Below are 15,443 nucleotides of genomic sequence, written 5' to 3' on the forward strand. Positions count from 1 at the left end.
GAGAACTGCCCTTACATCTTCTCGTGTCTGTCAAAACCGGCGATTCAAAATCTGAGATATTCTTATTCACCGTTGATCATAAAATTGATCAGTCTTTCTGTATCTTCCGGCTCATAAGCAATGATCTCAAGCTCCGGAATCTCTCCGTTTGAGAAAATATTTGCCATAGATACATACTGGGAAAGTTTGGATTTCAGGTTCAGTCTGTCTCCCTCTCCTGTTACCAGTTCTACTCTTCCTTTGCAGTTGTCTACTACTTTAAAAAATGCGTCTATGTCTGTAATATTCTGTACTTTCATTTCTATCTGTCCCCTTTCTTCTCTATTTCTTTCTTCATTATAGCCTATTTACCATGGATTGCAAGGCTTTTTAGCGAATTCGGATACTGTCCGGAAAGATTTTTACGCGGTTTTCTTTCAGCAGTCTTCCGACGGCACGCTTAAATGCAGCCTTGCTCATACCAAACTCTGCCTTGATCGTATCCGGATCTGCCTTGTCATTAAACGGCAGTACTCCGTCATAAGACTGGATTCTTTTCAAGATCAGTTCTGCATCTGCATCCATCTGCTGCGGAATCTTCCCTCTGACACTTAAATCCAGCTTTCCATCTTCCTTTACATTTGTCACACGCGCTTCGATCTCATCACCGATGCGGATTTTTCCAAAAACATCCTTTTTCGGGATTCTTGCAGAAAACTGATGATCCACCGCAACAAAAACTCCAAACTCATCACTTCTGTCGTATACAATTCCTTTTACCTGATCGTCTTTCTGATACGGCGAGTCTGTACGCAGCATATGATAAACTTTCATGGTGGCGCAGAGTCTTCCGCTCTTGTCTACGTACAATGCAACAAGGCACTTATCTCCTTTCTGTACCTTTGCTGTCTGTTCTTTAAATGGAAGGAACAGATCTTTTTCCAGTCCCCATTCCAGAAAAGCTCCCATCTTTCCTGTATCTGCCACTTCCAGAACTGCCAGATGTCCCATAGTCAGCTTCGGCTCATTCGTCGTCGCGATCAGACGGTCAGATGAATCCCGGTACAAAAATACTTCCACCGGATCCCCCGGTTCAATTCCTTCCGGTACCTGCTTTTTCGGAAGAAGTACACGTTCTTCATCATTTCCCAGATACACACCAAAATCTACAATCTTTACAACAGTTAAAACCTGCTTTTCTCCTAATTTCATTTAAAATCTCCTCTTCACCGTTCTTTGAACAGTATAACATGGTCCCTTACTTGATTTCAATCACTGCATACGGTTTTCCGTTTTCATCGCACAATTCTGTCACAATACGATTTTCCTCTCTTGCCACTTTCGGAAAGATCACATCTCCAAGAACTGCTGATTTCTTGTATTCCACCCGGATCTGGCGGACTCTTGTCTCTTCCGGCAAAACCTCCAGAGCCATCTGTACATACTGACAGTTATTCACATGCTCGTTGGTATCAATGTGATACTTCCTCACCGGAAACGATGGTTTTTCCTCCAGATTTTCCGGAAGACGGATCTTTCTGTCTTCATACTCCATCTCAAGCGCAGGCTCTGATCCATATGGAAGTACATCTTCCGGCTCAGGTCTTGCCGGTCTTCCTTTTTCCATATCCATAAACACCCACACAGAATTGGCATACGCAAGCCGGTTTCCCCGGGCATCATCGAGCACAAAATTCCGGTTTCCATACAAGCCTTTAAATTCCGTCGCAAAGGTTCCTGCTGTAATACGCTCTCCCAATGCCGGCAGACGTTCGATCACGATCTGCCAGTAAGACAAAATCCATGCTTTTTTCTTTGCCTTTAACACCTCTGTGCCCAACCCGATATCCTCAGACTGAAACGTACTGCAGTCCTGAAAATAATTAATCAGTGCCGGCAGGGTCATATTCCCGGTATGATCGATCTCACTGTATCTTACTCTGCTGTCAAATGTGTACATCTTTTCTTCCTTCCCGAACAGTTCCTGTTCCTTATACGTGTGCCTTATAGCTGTGTTCCATCGTAATGACACACTGATATCTTTTATCAATCTCCTGCAGCTTTTCCATCAATTGAAGCTGCAGATTATTTTTTTCTTCCTCATCATATTCAAATGGTACGACCATATCAAAGATCAGATTGATCTGCCCCATCCCGTTGACAACACGCAGATCATGAATGCTGCACTGAGAATCCAGTTCCTTTAATGCGGCTTCCACTTCTCCTCTCACCGTCATCACCTGTTCATCCCTCATCTCGATCGGATCCATATGAATCACCAGAAGAATTCCCAGCTCATCCACCGCATCCCGTTCGATCCGATCGATCAGCTCATGGGCTTCCTCAATATCCGCGTCGTTTGGCACTTCCGCATGAATGGATGCCATACTTTGATTCGGTCCGTAATTATGTATGATCAGATCATGAGTTCCCTCAATTCCCTGATAACGCTCTACAAAATGCTTGACTTTATCATATTCTTCCGGATCGATTGCTTCTCCGATCAGAGGCTCCAGCGTGTCTTTTGCAATTCCGACACCGGCCCACATAACTACCAGAGCGACTCCGATCCCCACAATCCCATCAATATTAAGCCCGGTCAGCCGGAAGATCACCAAAGACAAAATCGTTGCACTGGTCGTGATCACATCTCCCATAGAATCTGTAAAGACTGCCATCATCACCTTGGAATCAATCTTCTTTCCCAGCTTTTTATTAAATACACCGAGCCATAGCTTAACTCCGATGGATAAAATCAGGATCACTACCGAAATCAACTGAAAATTCAAGGTTTCCGGGGTTCTGATCTTGGAAACAGAATCCTTCAAAAAAGTAAATCCCACTTCCAGTACCAGAAATGATACAATCAAAGCCGCTATATATTCAATCCTTCCGTGTCCGAACGGATGCTCCTTGTCCGCCGGCTTGCCCGCCATCTTCACCCCGATAAAACTGATGATCGAAGATGCCGCATCTGACAGGTTGTTAAACGCATCTGCTGTGACAGAAACACTGTGCAGCAAAAGCCCCACAATAAACTTCACAAGAAACAGAAATACATTACAAACAATCCCCACCATACTCGCCAACACTCCATATGCAGTGCGGACCGCAGATTTTTCTACCGCTTCATAGTCTTTCACAAAATGTCTGACTAAAAATTCCGTCATACTTCTCTTTCGTCTCCTTCTGTTGTTTTATTTTTGAAATATCTCCTGCAGGTAAAAGCGAAATTTTACTTTCTCCGGCTTTTTTTCTTCCTCTGACAACAGGATCCCGTCTCTCTCACTTTTCGTCTCCTCATTTACCGTATGCACTGCATCCCAAAATGCCAGTTCCGGATAGAGCATTCCCCACCAGTTGTGACCTTTGGCACTTCCGATCTCCACACGGAGTGCTTCGTAATTTCCTGCCGGAAATGTCATATCCTGATACTTCTTTTCCGGAAAATGGGTGGTTGTCACAGCCGCATTGACCGGATCATCGTATCCCTTTTCTGTAAGGCACTTTTCTGCAGTCTGCTCAATTTCATCACAGTGGGAACGCACCCACTCTTTTGTCGCTTCTGCGCCTGCACCTGTTGGCATCTCGGTCTGCAGAAATTCCAAAATCTCATTGCGTACACACAGCTTCATCTCCTGATCCAGGGTACTGTCACTGTTTGCCAGCACATGAAATCTGAGCACCTCATCTGCCAGTTCCTTTTGTACCTTTGCCTGTACTGTTCTCTCTGCTGTACTAAAGATCTGTCCGATCAGAATTCCCGCTGCCAGCATGGACAGCAATGCAATGATTCTGTTCCTGTTCTGATTTGAAAATTTCATATGTATCTCCTCCGGTTTCATTTTGATATCCGAAGTATGTACCAAAAACAGGAAGTTTATACAAATTTCCGTAATTTAAGACGTAGTGAAGAAATCCTTCACTACGCCCTTACTTATGTCTCAATGAATCTGTCACTGCAGTCACCTGATTCTCAATATGCTGTCCCATGATCTCAGATGCTGTCTCTTTATTACTCTTCTCGATCGCCTCGATGATCGCCTGATGCTCTCTCAAAAGCTGCGGATAACATTCTTTCTTCTTGAGATACTCTACTCTGTAGCGGTACATCTGTTCTCTGAAATTATTCAAAAGCTGCATCAGCCTCTGATTGTCTGTAGAACGACAGATAATATCATGATATGCCACATCAGCCTCTGCGATTCTGGTCACATCCTCACTTCCCAGAGATTCTTCAAACTCCTTCGCCGCTTTCTTCAACGCTTCGAGTCCTTCTTCATCCATCCGCTCACAAGCCAGCTGAACTGCAAGCTCTTCCAGTGCCTTTCTGACTTCCAGCACATCATTCAGACTTTTCTCCGTGATCTCTGCGACTTCTGCTCCGCGTCTTGGGATCATCAGCACGAGACCTTCCAGCTCCAGCTTGCGGATCGCCTCCCGGATCGGTGTGCGGCTCACCCCCAGCTTATTGGCCAGCTTGATCTCCATCAAACGCTCTCCCGGCTTTAATTCTCCGCGCAGGATCGCCTGCCTGAGTGTCTTAAATACCACATCCCGAAGCGGAAGATATTCATCCATTGTCACTTCTAATTTCGGTTCCATCTTATGTCCTCCTTGCGCCATGCACATTTGTCACATATACCTGTTTTGCCAGTGCCTTCCTGCGGATCTGCTCCTGCGCTCTGCGCGCTGCCGCACGGCTTTCAAAAATCCCGAATACGGTAGGACCGCTCCCGCTCATCATCGCATTGAGCGCACCTGCTTTTTTCATCTCATCCTTAATCTTTTCAATGACCGGATACATCCCAATCGTGACATCCTCCAGCACATTGCCCATATGAGCGGCAATCTCGGAAAGAGACCCCGTCTCCAGCCCCCGGATGATCCCGTCTATGTCCGGATGATCCACGATCTCTTTTGCATCCAGTGCCTCATATACCACTTTGGTAGAAACACTGATCGGCGGTTTTGCGATCAGTACCGTACACGCCGGAAGTGCAGGAAGTGTAGTCAGCTCCTCTCCAATTCCCTCTGCCAGTACCGTTCCTCTCATAATACAATACGGAACATCTGCTCCCAGACGGACACCTCTCTCCATCAGAGATCTCTGACTTAAGCCCAAACGGAACATCTTGTTCATCCCAAACAAAACTGCCGCTGCATTGGAACTCCCCCCTGCCATACCTGCCGCTACGGGAATGTGCTTGTTCAAAACAATCCTGACGCCGCCCGGAAGCTTAAATTCTTCCATCAGCATGGCTGCCGCCTTATACGCGATATTATTTTCATCCGTCGGCAGAAAATGCAGATTCGTCTCCACTTCTATGCCCGGCAGATCCTTTCTCACGATCACAACATCATCATACAGATAAACGGACTGCATGATCATCCGCACATCATGATATCCATTTTCTCTTCTTCCCAGTACGTCCAGTCCCAGATTGATCTTGGCAAGTGCCTTTAATTCTATCTGTTTCATCCTGTGTCCTCCGTTTGTATCTTGTATACATTTGTGTTTATAGTATACCCATTTTGCCTTCAAAAATCAACGATATATCTCTACATTCCGATCTCTTTACAGATGATGAGCTTATCGCCCGGTTTGATTTTTCCATTTTCGAGATGGTTGATCTGACGGATACTCTCCTCGGTCGTCATATATTGTTTTGCCAGCGTCCACAGATCATCCCCGGATTTTACCATATACCCTACGATCCCCGGTTTTTTCGCCAGTTCCTCCCGGTCTGTTTCCTCCAGAGACACTTCTGTGATGACCTGCATCGGCACTTCTTTTCTTAAAAATACATCAAAATCCAGAACTGCCTTTACTTCTACTGAATCACTGCCAGTCATGGTCACTGAAATCTGTTCCACTCGGTTGGATAACTGATACCGCACGTCTTTTGGCATATCCGGACATTCCAGCAGATAAGAAAACGGAACCATTCCCTGCCAGTTTCCAAACGGAAGCGCATCATCCGCTTTCAGATACAAAAATGACACATGCAGGATTCCTTCAATCAGGATTCCCCCCTGTTTTTCCGCTCTTGTCTCCACATGTTCGATCTGCACACTTCCCGAGCTGTGACAGATCTGCAGAACATCGTCTTTCAGCTCCGGAAGCGACAGGTTTTCTACAATCTTGCATTTGGACTGATTCTGTAAAAGCAATTCTTCATAGACTGCCTCTCTTGTCTGATACGAAACTTTCTGTTCCAGAGAGTACAGATCTTCCAGAAGATTCAGCTCTTCCTCTTCATACAGATTGATCCGAAGACTTACGGTTCCCTCAATCCCGATGATGCGCATCTCTCCGTCCTCATCCATCCGTACATCTGCCAGTGTATCTTCCAGCGCGTGCTGCACATCATAATACATCCCTTCTGTCGCCCCGCTGCATTCGATTCGTCCCTCATAAGGAACACTCTGCTCCAGCCAGTCGGTCTTTCCTTCTTCTGAGAGATACATACAGAAAATCTGCAGTTCTCCCCGCAGAAGCAGTTCATCCTGTGCTGCCCGCACTTCCAGCTTGCGCCCTGTAATATCCGTCAGAAGCACCTGACCGATGCTCTCTTTTGTTCCGGGGATCGTAATTTCTTCTTTGATGCGGTATGTATCCTTTTTCGCAGTATGCAGCTTTAAGAGATTCACCGGTTTCTGCTTCTTGTAAATAGAAGCACTGCTCTCCAGATCCACCGCCGTCTCTTCTTCAATGAGATTTTCACATCCGACTTCCATCTCAATCATCGCGCGGATACTGATCTTTCTGGAGTGTACCAGGGTCGTACCGAACTCTACCCGGATATTCCGGACAAAATACTGGGTGCGCTCTTCTCCCTCCGTGTACACCATTTCTTCAAACGGAATCTTGCCATCCAGTACTGCCGGCATCGGCTCTCCCTGATCCGTCACATACAAAATCTGGAAATACAGCTTTCCGGAAATCCGCACATAATTTTCCACCAGCTTGACATCCTCGATCTTGACAGTTCCCTGTCCCTTGATGATACGCCGCACATCCTGCTTTGCATCCGGAACATTGTAATCTTCGTCCAGATAAAACTGGTCAAATGTTTTTTTTCCTTCCTGATTATAACGGATTGTTTTCTGTATCAGCTCCATAAACTCCTCCTACTCAAATAAAATTTCTTTTTCTGTCTTTTTTAATTTCACCACCACATACGGATAGGTTACGACATCCTTTGTTTTCTCTCCTTTTTCCGGTCCCAGAAGACTTGTCTGGATCCGCACCGTTTTTTCCCCCTCCAGGACGGCATCGACCTTGATCTGATATCCGGTCTTATTCTGCGGTCCGTAGCTTCTGGCAGCGTAAATATCCTGCTCCACGGCATATGTCAGCATAAAAGGATGGGCTTTCTCCTGTTCCATCCATTCCTTTAGTTCTTCCGGGATTTCTCTTTCACTCATCAGCTGAAATGCTGCACTTTTCTCCCCTGTGATCTCCGGCTTTTTGCGGATACAGCCGCAGGGCAGCCAGATCGCTGACAGAATCATCATCCACAAAACCACAATTTTGAATGTTTTATTTTTTCTTTTTCTGTTCACCCTCTGCTCCGGAGTCCCTCTTTCCATTTATCTTATTAACATTTCTGTCTTTTTATGACCGCGAAACTTGTATTTCACAGGATGCTTTAGTATAATCTGTACTAGACTAAAAAGATGTCAGGCATCTTTGCCCCCAACGTCTAAAAAACTAAGAGAGAAGGTTTATAACATGATTCGTTTTATTTGTGTTGTTGTTTTCCTTATTCTGTTTCTTATTCTGACAATTCCGGTATTTTTCATTGAATGGCTGATCGGAAAGTTCAACCGCAATGCAAGAGACTACAGTTGTCTTCGAATCGTACAGTGGGGATTCAAAGCAATCTTAAAAGTAACCGGTGTACACACGACCGTAATCGGATTCGAAAATATTCCGGACGAGCCCGTGCTGTTTATCGGAAATCACCGCAGTTTCTTTGATATTCTTCTGACGTACTCCCGCTGTCCGAGACTGACCGGATATGTGGCGAAAAAGGAGATGGAAAAAATTCCGCTTTTATCTACCTGGATGCGCTTTGTATACTGTCTGTTTCTGGACCGTGAGAATCCAAAAGAGGGACTGAAAACCATCCTTCAGGCGATCGATTATGTGAAGCAGGGAATTTCCATCTGTATTTTCCCTGAGGGAACGAGAAACAAAGGCGAAGAGCTCAGTATGCTTCCTTTTAAAGAGGGCGCTTTTAAGATCGCCGCCAAAACAGGATGTGCGATCGTTCCGATTTCCATGAACAACACTGCCGCGATCTTTGAAAATCAGTTTCCAAGGATCAAAAAGGTCAATGTTGTCGTAGAATACGGAACACCGATCTATCCAAAAGATCTTGCACCGGAGGACAAAAAACACATCGGTGCTTATGTACAGAATATCATTCAGGAAACGATCAATAAAAATGCAGAATTAATCTGATTTAAAAAAGGAGATTTTTTATGAGAGCAGATAATTTAACATTGCTCACAGATTTATATGAGCTGACCATGATGCAGGGCTATTTTGAAAAACAGTCTGCAAACGAAACCGTGATCTTTGATGTATTTTTCCGGGAGAATCCGGTAAAAAACGGCTACTCCATCATGGCCGGTCTGGAACAGGTCATCGAATACATCAAAAATCTGAATTTTTCTTACGAAGATGTAGATTACCTGCGGGGACTCGGCATTTTCAGTGAGGACTTTCTCCACTATCTGAGTGGATTTCATTTCAGCGGAAATATTTACGCGATTCCGGAAGGAAGTGTGATCTTCCCGAAGGAGCCGATCTTAAAAGTCATCGCTCCGATCATGGAGGCACAGCTTGTGGAGACTGCGATCTTGAATATCATCAATCATCAGAGCCTGATCGCGACAAAAACAGCCCGTGTTGTCCATGCGGCACAGGGAGACGGTGTCATGGAATTTGGTCTCCGCCGTGCTCAGGGACCGGATGCCGGACTTTATGGAGCCAGAGCCGCTATGATCGGCGGATGTGTCGGCACATCTAATGTGCTTGCCGGCAAGATGTTTGATGTCCCGATCATGGGAACCCATGCCCACAGCTGGATCATGAGTTTTCCGGACGAGTACACCGCATTCAAAGCCTATGCCGAATTATATCCGGATGCATGTACCCTTTTGGTGGACACCTATGACACGTTAAAATCCGGAGTTCCAAATGCGATCCGTGTCTTCCGTGAAATGAAGGACGCCGGTATCCATCCAAAGAGCTACGGCATTCGTCTGGACAGCGGAGATCTCGCATACCTGTCCAAAAAAGCACGTGTCATGCTGGATGCCGCAGGATTTGAGGATGCCGTGATCGCAGCTTCCAACGATCTGGATGAGATGCTGATCAATGATCTGAAGATCCAAGGTGCAGCGATCACCTCATGGGGAGTCGGAACACATCTGATCACCTCCAAGGACTGCCCTTCCTTCGGCGGCGTTTACAAACTGGCTGCCATTGAAAAAGACGGCAAATTCCTTCCGAAGATCAAGATTTCAGAGAATACGGAAAAAATCACGAATCCGGGAAACAAAACCATTTATCGTGTATACGATAAAGAGACCGGAAAGCTTCGTGCGGATCTGATCTGTTTTGCGGACGAAACCTATGACACATCCGAAGAACTGCTTTTATTCGATCCAAACGAAACCTGGAAAAAGACTCGTCTTCCGGGCGGAAGCTACACGATGCGTGAGATGTTACAACCAATCTTCATCCACGGAGAATGTGTCTACACTTCTCCTTCTGTCATGGAGATCGCAGCATATTGCAAACAGGAAAAAGAGACTCTCTGGGATGAGACAAAACGTCTCTTATATCCACACAAAGTTTATGTGGATTTGTCCCGGAAGCTCTATGACACAAAAGCAAAACTGTTAAATGAAGTAAATAAATAAGATAGGAGATCATCATGAAAATTATCGTATTAGCCGGTGGACTCAGTACAGAACGCGACGTTTCTCTCGCTTCTGCTGCCGGAATCTGTAAAACATTACTGGAGAAAGGACACGATGCATTTCTTCTGGACGTATTTCTCGGCCTTGAGAACGCACCCGAGAATCTGGAAGACGTCTTTACACTGCCTGGACACGGTCTGGAAATCGCAAAGAATATTTCCGAAACAGAGCCGGATCTTGCAGCTGTAAAAGCTTCCCGTCCGGACCAGTCTGACTGCTTCTTCGGTCCGAATGTCATCGAACTCTGCCGCCTGGCAGATATGACCTTCCTCGGACTTCACGGCGGAGAAGGAGAAAACGGAAAGCTGCAGGCTTCATTTGATCTGCTCGGAATCCGCTACACAGGACCTGACTCGCTTGGATGTGCTGTTGCCATGGATAAAGGACTCACCAAACAGATTTTTATGGAAGCCGGTGTGGACACACCTTCCGGAGTCTGCCTGTATAAAGAAGACAGTGACTGTTCCCTGGAATCTCTGGGACTTTCCTTCCCGGTCGTTGTAAAGCCATGCTCCGGCGGCTCCAGCATCGGAGTATATATTGTAAATACAGAAGAGGAATACCGTCAGGCACTGAAAAATTCTTTCCGTTATGAAAACGAAGTGGTCGTCGAAACTTACATCAAAGGCCGCGAATTTGCATGCGGCGTGATCGATGGAAAAGCACTTCCTCCGATCGAAATCATTCCCAAAAACGGATGGTTTGACTATGCCAACAAATATCAGGCAAATGCGACTGAAGAAGTATGCCCTGCCGATATCAGCGAAGAGATTGCAGAGCGCATGAAAGCTCTCACAGTCCGCGCTTTCCAGGCATTGAAGCTGAACGTATACAGCCGGGCTGACTTTATCCTGGACGCAGACGGCAATCTGTACTGCCTGGAAATGAATACCCTTCCGGGCATGACTTCTGCAAGCCTCCTTCCAAAAGAAGCACTTGCAGACGGAATTGAATACGGAGATCTGTGCGAGCTGATCATCCAGAAATCCATGGAAGCAAGATATCAGTAAGCAAATACAATAAAGGATGGAACGTTTATGAAAAACATGACATTGAAAGAAATCGCCGTTGCCTGTGGTGGAATTTATTACGGCGATGATGAAAGCTATTATAAAGAAGTTTCCAGCGTTGTGATCGACAGCCGGAAAGTAGAAAAAGACTGTCTGTTTATCGCCATTCGCGGTGCAAGAGTGGATGGACACATGTTCATCCCGCAGACGATCCGGGACGGCGCTCTGTGTGCGCTCTCCGAAAAACGGATTGAAAATGCCTCTTATCCATACATTCTGGTCACCTCCTGTGAACAGGCATTGAAGGATATTGCCGAGCACTATCGGAAAAGCCTTAATCTGAAAGTCGTAGGTGTCACCGGAAGTGTGGGAAAGACCAGCACCAAAGAAATGATCGCATCTGTGCTTGGAGAAAAATATAACGTATTGAAAACAGCCGGGAACTTCAACAACGAGATCGGGCTCCCGCTTACGATCTTCAATATCCGCGAAGAACATGAGGTTGCCGTGCTGGAACTTGGTATCAGCAATTTCGGCGAGATGGAACGGCTTGCAAAGATTGCCCGTCCTGACATCTGCGTCATCACCAATATCGGAGTTGCCCATCTGGAGCATTTAAAGTCCAGAGACGGTATTTTGAAAGCAAAAACGGAGATTTTCCTCTATATGAACCCGAACGGTTCCATTATCTTAAACGGGGATGATGATAAACTCTCAACCGTTCACCCTGCAAACGGAATCCAGCCGGTCTTCTTTGGTCTGGATGACAGCCGGGATTTTTATGCGGATCAGGTAGAATCCTGCGGACTGCGCGGTACCAATGCCGTCTTCCACACACCAAATTCAACCTTCTCTGCACATATCTCGATTCCGGGAGAACATATGGTTCTCAATGCACTTGCCGGCATTGCCGCAGGGTATGCACTGGGAATGAACGACGAAGAGATCAAAGCCGGCATTGAAGCTTTGGTTCCTCTGGCAGGACGCAACAATCTGATCGAGACAGATTCCCTTACGATCATTGATGACTGCTACAATGCTAATCCGGCTTCCACAAAAGCATCTCTGGATGTTCTTGCAAAGGCAGACACTCGTCAGATTGCAGTCCTTGGCGATATGTTTGAACTGGGGCCGACAGAAAAACAGATGCACTATGAGGTCGGAAAATATGCTGCCGGCCTTGGAATCGATATACTTGTCTGCATCGGACAGCTCTCAGAACATATGGCAACCGGTGCAAGTGAACAGTGTTCCAAAACACAGGTATTTTATTTTGAAACAAAAGATGACTTTTTCGAACAGGCAGACCGTATTTTAAATCCAAAGGATACAGTTCTTGTCAAAGCTTCCAACGGTATGAAGTTTTCCGAGATCGTCAGTGTACTAAAAGAGAGGTAACATATGGACTACCAGATGCTCGTTCTTGATCTGGACGGCACTTTGACCAATTCCAGAAAAGAACTTACAGAACCGACAAAACAGGCACTCATCGAGATTCAGGAGGAAGGAAAGAAAGTTGTACTTGCCAGCGGACGCCCGATCAACGGTATCGTTCCTCTGGCAGAAAAGCTGAATCTTTCCAAATACGGCGGATATATGCTCTCCTTCAACGGAGCCAGGATTACCCAGTGCTCTACCGGAGAGATCATCTATAATCGTACCCTGCCTGCCGACGTGATTGCGCCGATCTATGAAATTACATCCACCTATCCGGGACTGGATATTCTGACTTATGACGGGAACCAGATTCTGTCCGGTATTGCTTCCAACGAATATACCGAAAAAGAATCTTTTATCAATAAAATGGAAATCGTACAGGTACCGGATTTCGTATCCCGACTGACTTTCCCTGTCAACAAACTGTTGATTGCAGGAGAACCGTCTATCTTGGAAGAACTGATGCCGCACCTCCAGCAGAAGTTTCATAAGCTGCTGAATATTTACCGGTCTGAGCCGTTTTTCCTGGAGATCATGCCACAGAATATCGACAAAGCATACTCTCTGCAAAAACTGCTAAACAGCATCGGACTGACTGCAGATTCTATGATCTGCTGCGGAGATGGCTTCAATGACATTTCCATGATCGAATACGCCGGACTTGGCGTTGCCATGGAAAACGCACAGCCGATCGTCAAAGAAACGGCTGATTTTATCACGAAATCCAATGATGAAGATGGGATTTTACATGTGATCAATACGTTTTTACGGTAACCTGATTATAAAGACTATAAAAGAAGGGGAAGGCTGCACGTTATAAATTGCAGGCTTCCCCTTTTATGAAGGTTCCTTTCAGTTCCACTATCGCTGGGTTTAATTATGGCATGTTCTTCATTTTATATCCATGCTAAGCTTGTTAAAGATTCGTAAGTATTTTGTAAAACCTCCTGTTTTGCAAAACATTGATTACACACTGTTCTCCTACTTTTAAAACAAATTATAACAAAACGAAATCAGAAACGGCACCAGTGCGGAACAGATCACTCCGTTAAACACAGACAGTACCACGGTCTCTTCGTTCGTATACCGTATCATCATCGGCAGTGTTGTATCTTCACTGGTTGCTCCCGCCGGCGCAATACAGGTATAATAATTCAGTTTTTTCGAAATCCACGGAATGCTGAAAAAGGAGAAAATCTCCCGCAGCAGATTACTTAAAAATGCGATACTTCCCGCCTGTGCTCCCGCCAGATTGCCAATGGTAACCCCGGAAAGGCTGTACCATCCAAGTCCACTGGCAATTGCTGTACTCTCACCAAGCGGCATCCCTGTCAGAAGTCCTCCCGCGATTCCTCCTAAAATAGAGCCAACTACGATTCCCAGGGGAATCACAAAAATTTTAATATGATATTCCTTGATCTTACTGACAATCCCCTGATTAAAACCAATGCTGATTCCTACCAGAAACATCAGCAGGTATAAGATCATATCTTTATTCGAAGTAATCCAGGATACGATCACGTTCTCGTCCAATCCTGTCATTCCGCAGGCAATGCCGCCAAGCAGCGCAATAATTGCCAGATATACCATGTCTATTTTCTCCCCTTTCCAGTCTTTTTATTTTCTAAAAAACGTCTGGTCAGAGGATAGACCAGAAGAACCGATCCCACAGACGGCAGCAAAAAGAAAATCACACTCTGAATTCCCAATGTAGAAAGTTCTTCCAGAAAGTTTTCCCGGCTTCCCAGCAGAACTCCCATGGAAAAAATCAGAAACAGTGTGCACACTACCTGCAAGATCTGATTCCACCTGTTTAAATTGCGTGGCAATAAAAATTTGCCGGCCAGCACTCCAATACACATAATCACAATAACATCCATCGTTTGTATCCCCGTTCTTTCTCTCCTTTTCAGGTGTATAAAAAACACCCCATTCGTACAAGGATATCACGAAAAATATGTTATCGTCAATGTCCTATAAGTCCAGAGTTTCCAGGACTTTTTTCAATTCCGCGGCAGACTGTCTCAGTTTCTCATGCTCTTTTTCATCCAATGGAATCTCAAGCACTTGCTCTGCTCCTTTCTGGGAAACCAGAGTCGGAACACTGATACAAAGATCTTCCAATCCATATTCGCCCTCCATCAGACTGGAAACTGGCAGAACAGAATTTTCATCACGGATAATACTTTCTGCAATTCTGCCTACTGCCATAGCTACTCCGTAATAGGTCGCACCCTTTCGCTCAATGATCTCATATGCACTGTCGCGAACTTCTTTATAAATCCGCTCCATTGCCGCATCATGCTCATAATGGCCGCGCAGCTCACAGAAATCATGGATATCAATTCCCGCAACATTCGCACTGCTCCAGACAGCCAGCTCACTGTCTCCATGCTCTCCGATGATAAACGCATGAACACTTCTGCTGTCCACATCCAGATGTTCACTCAACAGATAGCGGAATCTTGCAGAATCCAGAACTGTTCCGCTTCCAAACACACGCTCTTTTGGATAACCGGAAATCTTCAATGCCGCATATGTCAGAATATCCACCGGGTTTGCCACGATCAGAAGGTTTCCCTCAAAATTTCGTTTTGTAATCTCCGGAATAATTGATTTGAAGATCGCCACATTTTTGTGTACTAAATCCAGTCTTGTCTCTCCCGGTTTCTGGTTTGCTCCCGCTGTAATGATGATCAACGCACAGTCACTGATATCATCATAATCGCCTGCGTAAATCTTCATGGAATGAACAAACGGTCTTCCATGACTGAGGTCCATAGCCTCGCCTTCCGCCTTCTCCTTGTTCGCATCGATCAGAACCAGCTCTGAAAACAATCCTTTCTGCACCAGGCTGAACGCCGTAGATGCTCCTACAAATCCACATCCTATCACTGCTGCTTTTTGAATATTTATCATATCGATCTCCCTCACTTTTGTTTAAAATAATAACTATTACTGTTTTAAACCCTACCATAAAACTAGGAATTATGCAATTCTTTTTCCTGAATTTTC

At 45.4% G+C, this 15,443-nt stretch carries 17 protein-coding genes; 5 read left to right on the plus strand and 12 right to left on the minus strand.

What is annotated here, in order from left to right:
• Positions 1–62: 62 nt before the first annotated feature.
• The 9 genes from FXV78_RS04550 to FXV78_RS04590 form a co-directional block, all read right to left on the minus strand.
• Positions 63–299 (minus strand): hypothetical protein, encoded by a 237-nt coding sequence (locus FXV78_RS04550; RefSeq protein WP_004842101.1) that lies wholly within the window; start codon positions 297–299, stop codon positions 63–65.
• A gap of 70 nt (positions 300–369) precedes the next feature.
• Entirely contained in the window at positions 370–1,191 is an 822-nt protein-coding gene (locus tag FXV78_RS04555) for a CvfB family protein (RefSeq protein ID WP_004842100.1), read from the minus strand.
• Positions 1,192–1,237: 46 nt separating this feature from the next.
• Complete coding sequence (locus FXV78_RS04560; RefSeq protein WP_022036965.1) at positions 1,238–1,939, minus strand: acyl-[acyl-carrier-protein] thioesterase; 702 nt, start codon at positions 1,937–1,939, stop codon at positions 1,238–1,240.
• 31 nt (positions 1,940–1,970) lie between these two features.
• Positions 1,971–3,149: a cation diffusion facilitator family transporter gene (locus tag FXV78_RS04565; protein WP_004842098.1), complete on the minus strand. Its 1,179-nt coding sequence runs from the start codon at positions 3,147–3,149 to the stop codon at positions 1,971–1,973.
• A 27-nt stretch (positions 3,150–3,176) separates the two neighbouring features.
• Entirely contained in the window at positions 3,177–3,803 is a 627-nt protein-coding gene (locus FXV78_RS04570) for a stage II sporulation protein R (protein ID WP_039959554.1), read from the minus strand.
• 109 nt (positions 3,804–3,912) lie between these two features.
• Positions 3,913–4,584, minus strand: coding sequence for a GntR family transcriptional regulator (locus FXV78_RS04575; RefSeq protein ID WP_009244029.1), 672 nt, complete (start codon positions 4,582–4,584; stop codon positions 3,913–3,915).
• Between the two features lies 1 nt (position 4,585).
• The gene (ispE, locus tag FXV78_RS04580) at positions 4,586–5,461 is read right to left on the minus strand and encodes a 4-(cytidine 5'-diphospho)-2-C-methyl-D-erythritol kinase (RefSeq protein WP_004842092.1); all 876 of its coding nucleotides are present in this window, start codon (positions 5,459–5,461) and stop codon (positions 4,586–4,588) included.
• Between the two features lie 80 nt (positions 5,462–5,541).
• Positions 5,542–7,104, minus strand: a complete 1,563-nt coding sequence (locus FXV78_RS04585) for a DUF3794 and LysM peptidoglycan-binding domain-containing protein (protein WP_004842090.1) — start codon at positions 7,102–7,104, stop codon at positions 5,542–5,544.
• A 9-nt stretch (positions 7,105–7,113) separates the two neighbouring features.
• Complete coding sequence (locus FXV78_RS04590; RefSeq protein WP_022036959.1) at positions 7,114–7,548, minus strand: protease complex subunit PrcB family protein; 435 nt, start codon at positions 7,546–7,548, stop codon at positions 7,114–7,116.
• 169 nt (positions 7,549–7,717) lie between these two features.
• On the opposite strand from FXV78_RS04590, the gene FXV78_RS04595 reads away from it, so the two are divergent.
• The 5 genes from FXV78_RS04595 to FXV78_RS04615 are packed head-to-tail and all read left to right on the plus strand — an operon-like array spanning position 7,718 to position 13,202.
• Positions 7,718–8,452 (plus strand): lysophospholipid acyltransferase family protein, encoded by a 735-nt coding sequence (locus FXV78_RS04595; RefSeq protein WP_004842087.1) that lies wholly within the window; start codon positions 7,718–7,720, stop codon positions 8,450–8,452.
• Between the two features lie 20 nt (positions 8,453–8,472).
• On the plus strand, positions 8,473–9,921 hold the full coding sequence (locus FXV78_RS04600) for a nicotinate phosphoribosyltransferase (RefSeq protein ID WP_004842085.1): 1,449 nt from the start codon (positions 8,473–8,475) through the stop codon (positions 9,919–9,921).
• Between the two features lie 14 nt (positions 9,922–9,935).
• The gene (locus FXV78_RS04605; protein WP_004842084.1) at positions 9,936–10,991 is read left to right on the plus strand and encodes a D-alanine--D-alanine ligase family protein; all 1,056 of its coding nucleotides are present in this window, start codon (positions 9,936–9,938) and stop codon (positions 10,989–10,991) included.
• Positions 10,992–11,018: 27 nt separating this feature from the next.
• Complete coding sequence (locus tag FXV78_RS04610) at positions 11,019–12,389, plus strand: UDP-N-acetylmuramoyl-tripeptide--D-alanyl-D-alanine ligase (RefSeq protein ID WP_004842082.1); 1,371 nt, start codon at positions 11,019–11,021, stop codon at positions 12,387–12,389.
• 3 nt (positions 12,390–12,392) lie between these two features.
• A complete protein-coding gene (locus FXV78_RS04615) occupies positions 12,393–13,202 on the plus strand; it encodes a Cof-type HAD-IIB family hydrolase (protein ID WP_004842080.1) in 810 nt (269 codons plus the stop codon).
• A 213-nt stretch (positions 13,203–13,415) separates the two neighbouring features.
• Here FXV78_RS04615 and FXV78_RS04620 read toward each other — a convergent pair whose 3' ends face one another.
• From FXV78_RS04620 to FXV78_RS04630, 3 genes are all read right to left on the minus strand, one after another.
• Positions 13,416–14,018, minus strand: coding sequence for a LysO family transporter (locus FXV78_RS04620; protein ID WP_004842077.1), 603 nt, complete (start codon positions 14,016–14,018; stop codon positions 13,416–13,418).
• A 2-nt stretch (positions 14,019–14,020) separates the two neighbouring features.
• On the minus strand, positions 14,021–14,308 hold the full coding sequence (locus FXV78_RS04625) for a hypothetical protein (protein ID WP_004842076.1): 288 nt from the start codon (positions 14,306–14,308) through the stop codon (positions 14,021–14,023).
• 94 nt (positions 14,309–14,402) lie between these two features.
• Positions 14,403–15,347 (minus strand): L-lactate dehydrogenase, encoded by a 945-nt coding sequence (locus FXV78_RS04630; protein ID WP_039959552.1) that lies wholly within the window; start codon positions 15,345–15,347, stop codon positions 14,403–14,405.
• Between the last annotated feature and the right edge of the window lie 96 nt (positions 15,348–15,443).

Origin of the sequence: Mediterraneibacter gnavus ATCC 29149 (assembly GCF_008121495.1) — a bacterium.
Taxonomy (GTDB): domain Bacteria; phylum Bacillota; class Clostridia; order Lachnospirales; family Lachnospiraceae; genus Mediterraneibacter; species Mediterraneibacter gnavus.

Excerpts from the sequence above, each read along its gene's own strand:
- FXV78_RS04550 (WP_004842101.1), bottom strand. The coding sequence starts at position 299 with ATGAAAGTACAGAATATTACAGACATAGACGCATTTTTTAAAGTAGTA.
- FXV78_RS04555 (WP_004842100.1), bottom strand. The coding sequence starts at position 1,191 with ATGAAATTAGGAGAAAAGCAGGTTTTAACTGTTGTAAAGATTGTAGAT.
- FXV78_RS04560 (WP_022036965.1), bottom strand. The coding sequence starts at position 1,939 with ATGTACACATTTGACAGCAGAGTAAGATACAGTGAGATCGATCATACC.
- FXV78_RS04565 (WP_004842098.1), bottom strand. The coding sequence starts at position 3,149 with ATGACGGAATTTTTAGTCAGACATTTTGTGAAAGACTATGAAGCGGTA.
- FXV78_RS04570 (WP_039959554.1), bottom strand. The coding sequence starts at position 3,803 with ATGAAATTTTCAAATCAGAACAGGAACAGAATCATTGCATTGCTGTCC.
- FXV78_RS04575 (WP_009244029.1), bottom strand. The coding sequence starts at position 4,584 with ATGGAACCGAAATTAGAAGTGACAATGGATGAATATCTTCCGCTTCGG.
- ispE (WP_004842092.1), bottom strand. The coding sequence starts at position 5,461 with ATGAAACAGATAGAATTAAAGGCACTTGCCAAGATCAATCTGGGACTG.
- FXV78_RS04585 (WP_004842090.1), bottom strand. The coding sequence starts at position 7,104 with ATGGAGCTGATACAGAAAACAATCCGTTATAATCAGGAAGGAAAAAAA.
- FXV78_RS04595 (WP_004842087.1), top strand. The coding sequence starts at position 7,718 with ATGATTCGTTTTATTTGTGTTGTTGTTTTCCTTATTCTGTTTCTTATT.
- FXV78_RS04600 (WP_004842085.1), top strand. The coding sequence starts at position 8,473 with ATGAGAGCAGATAATTTAACATTGCTCACAGATTTATATGAGCTGACC.
- FXV78_RS04605 (WP_004842084.1), top strand. The coding sequence starts at position 9,936 with ATGAAAATTATCGTATTAGCCGGTGGACTCAGTACAGAACGCGACGTT.
- FXV78_RS04610 (WP_004842082.1), top strand. The coding sequence starts at position 11,019 with ATGAAAAACATGACATTGAAAGAAATCGCCGTTGCCTGTGGTGGAATT.
- FXV78_RS04615 (WP_004842080.1), top strand. The coding sequence starts at position 12,393 with ATGGACTACCAGATGCTCGTTCTTGATCTGGACGGCACTTTGACCAAT.
- FXV78_RS04620 (WP_004842077.1), bottom strand. The coding sequence starts at position 14,018 with ATGGTATATCTGGCAATTATTGCGCTGCTTGGCGGCATTGCCTGCGGA.
- FXV78_RS04625 (WP_004842076.1), bottom strand. The coding sequence starts at position 14,308 with ATGGATGTTATTGTGATTATGTGTATTGGAGTGCTGGCCGGCAAATTT.
- FXV78_RS04630 (WP_039959552.1), bottom strand. The coding sequence starts at position 15,347 with ATGATAAATATTCAAAAAGCAGCAGTGATAGGATGTGGATTTGTAGGA.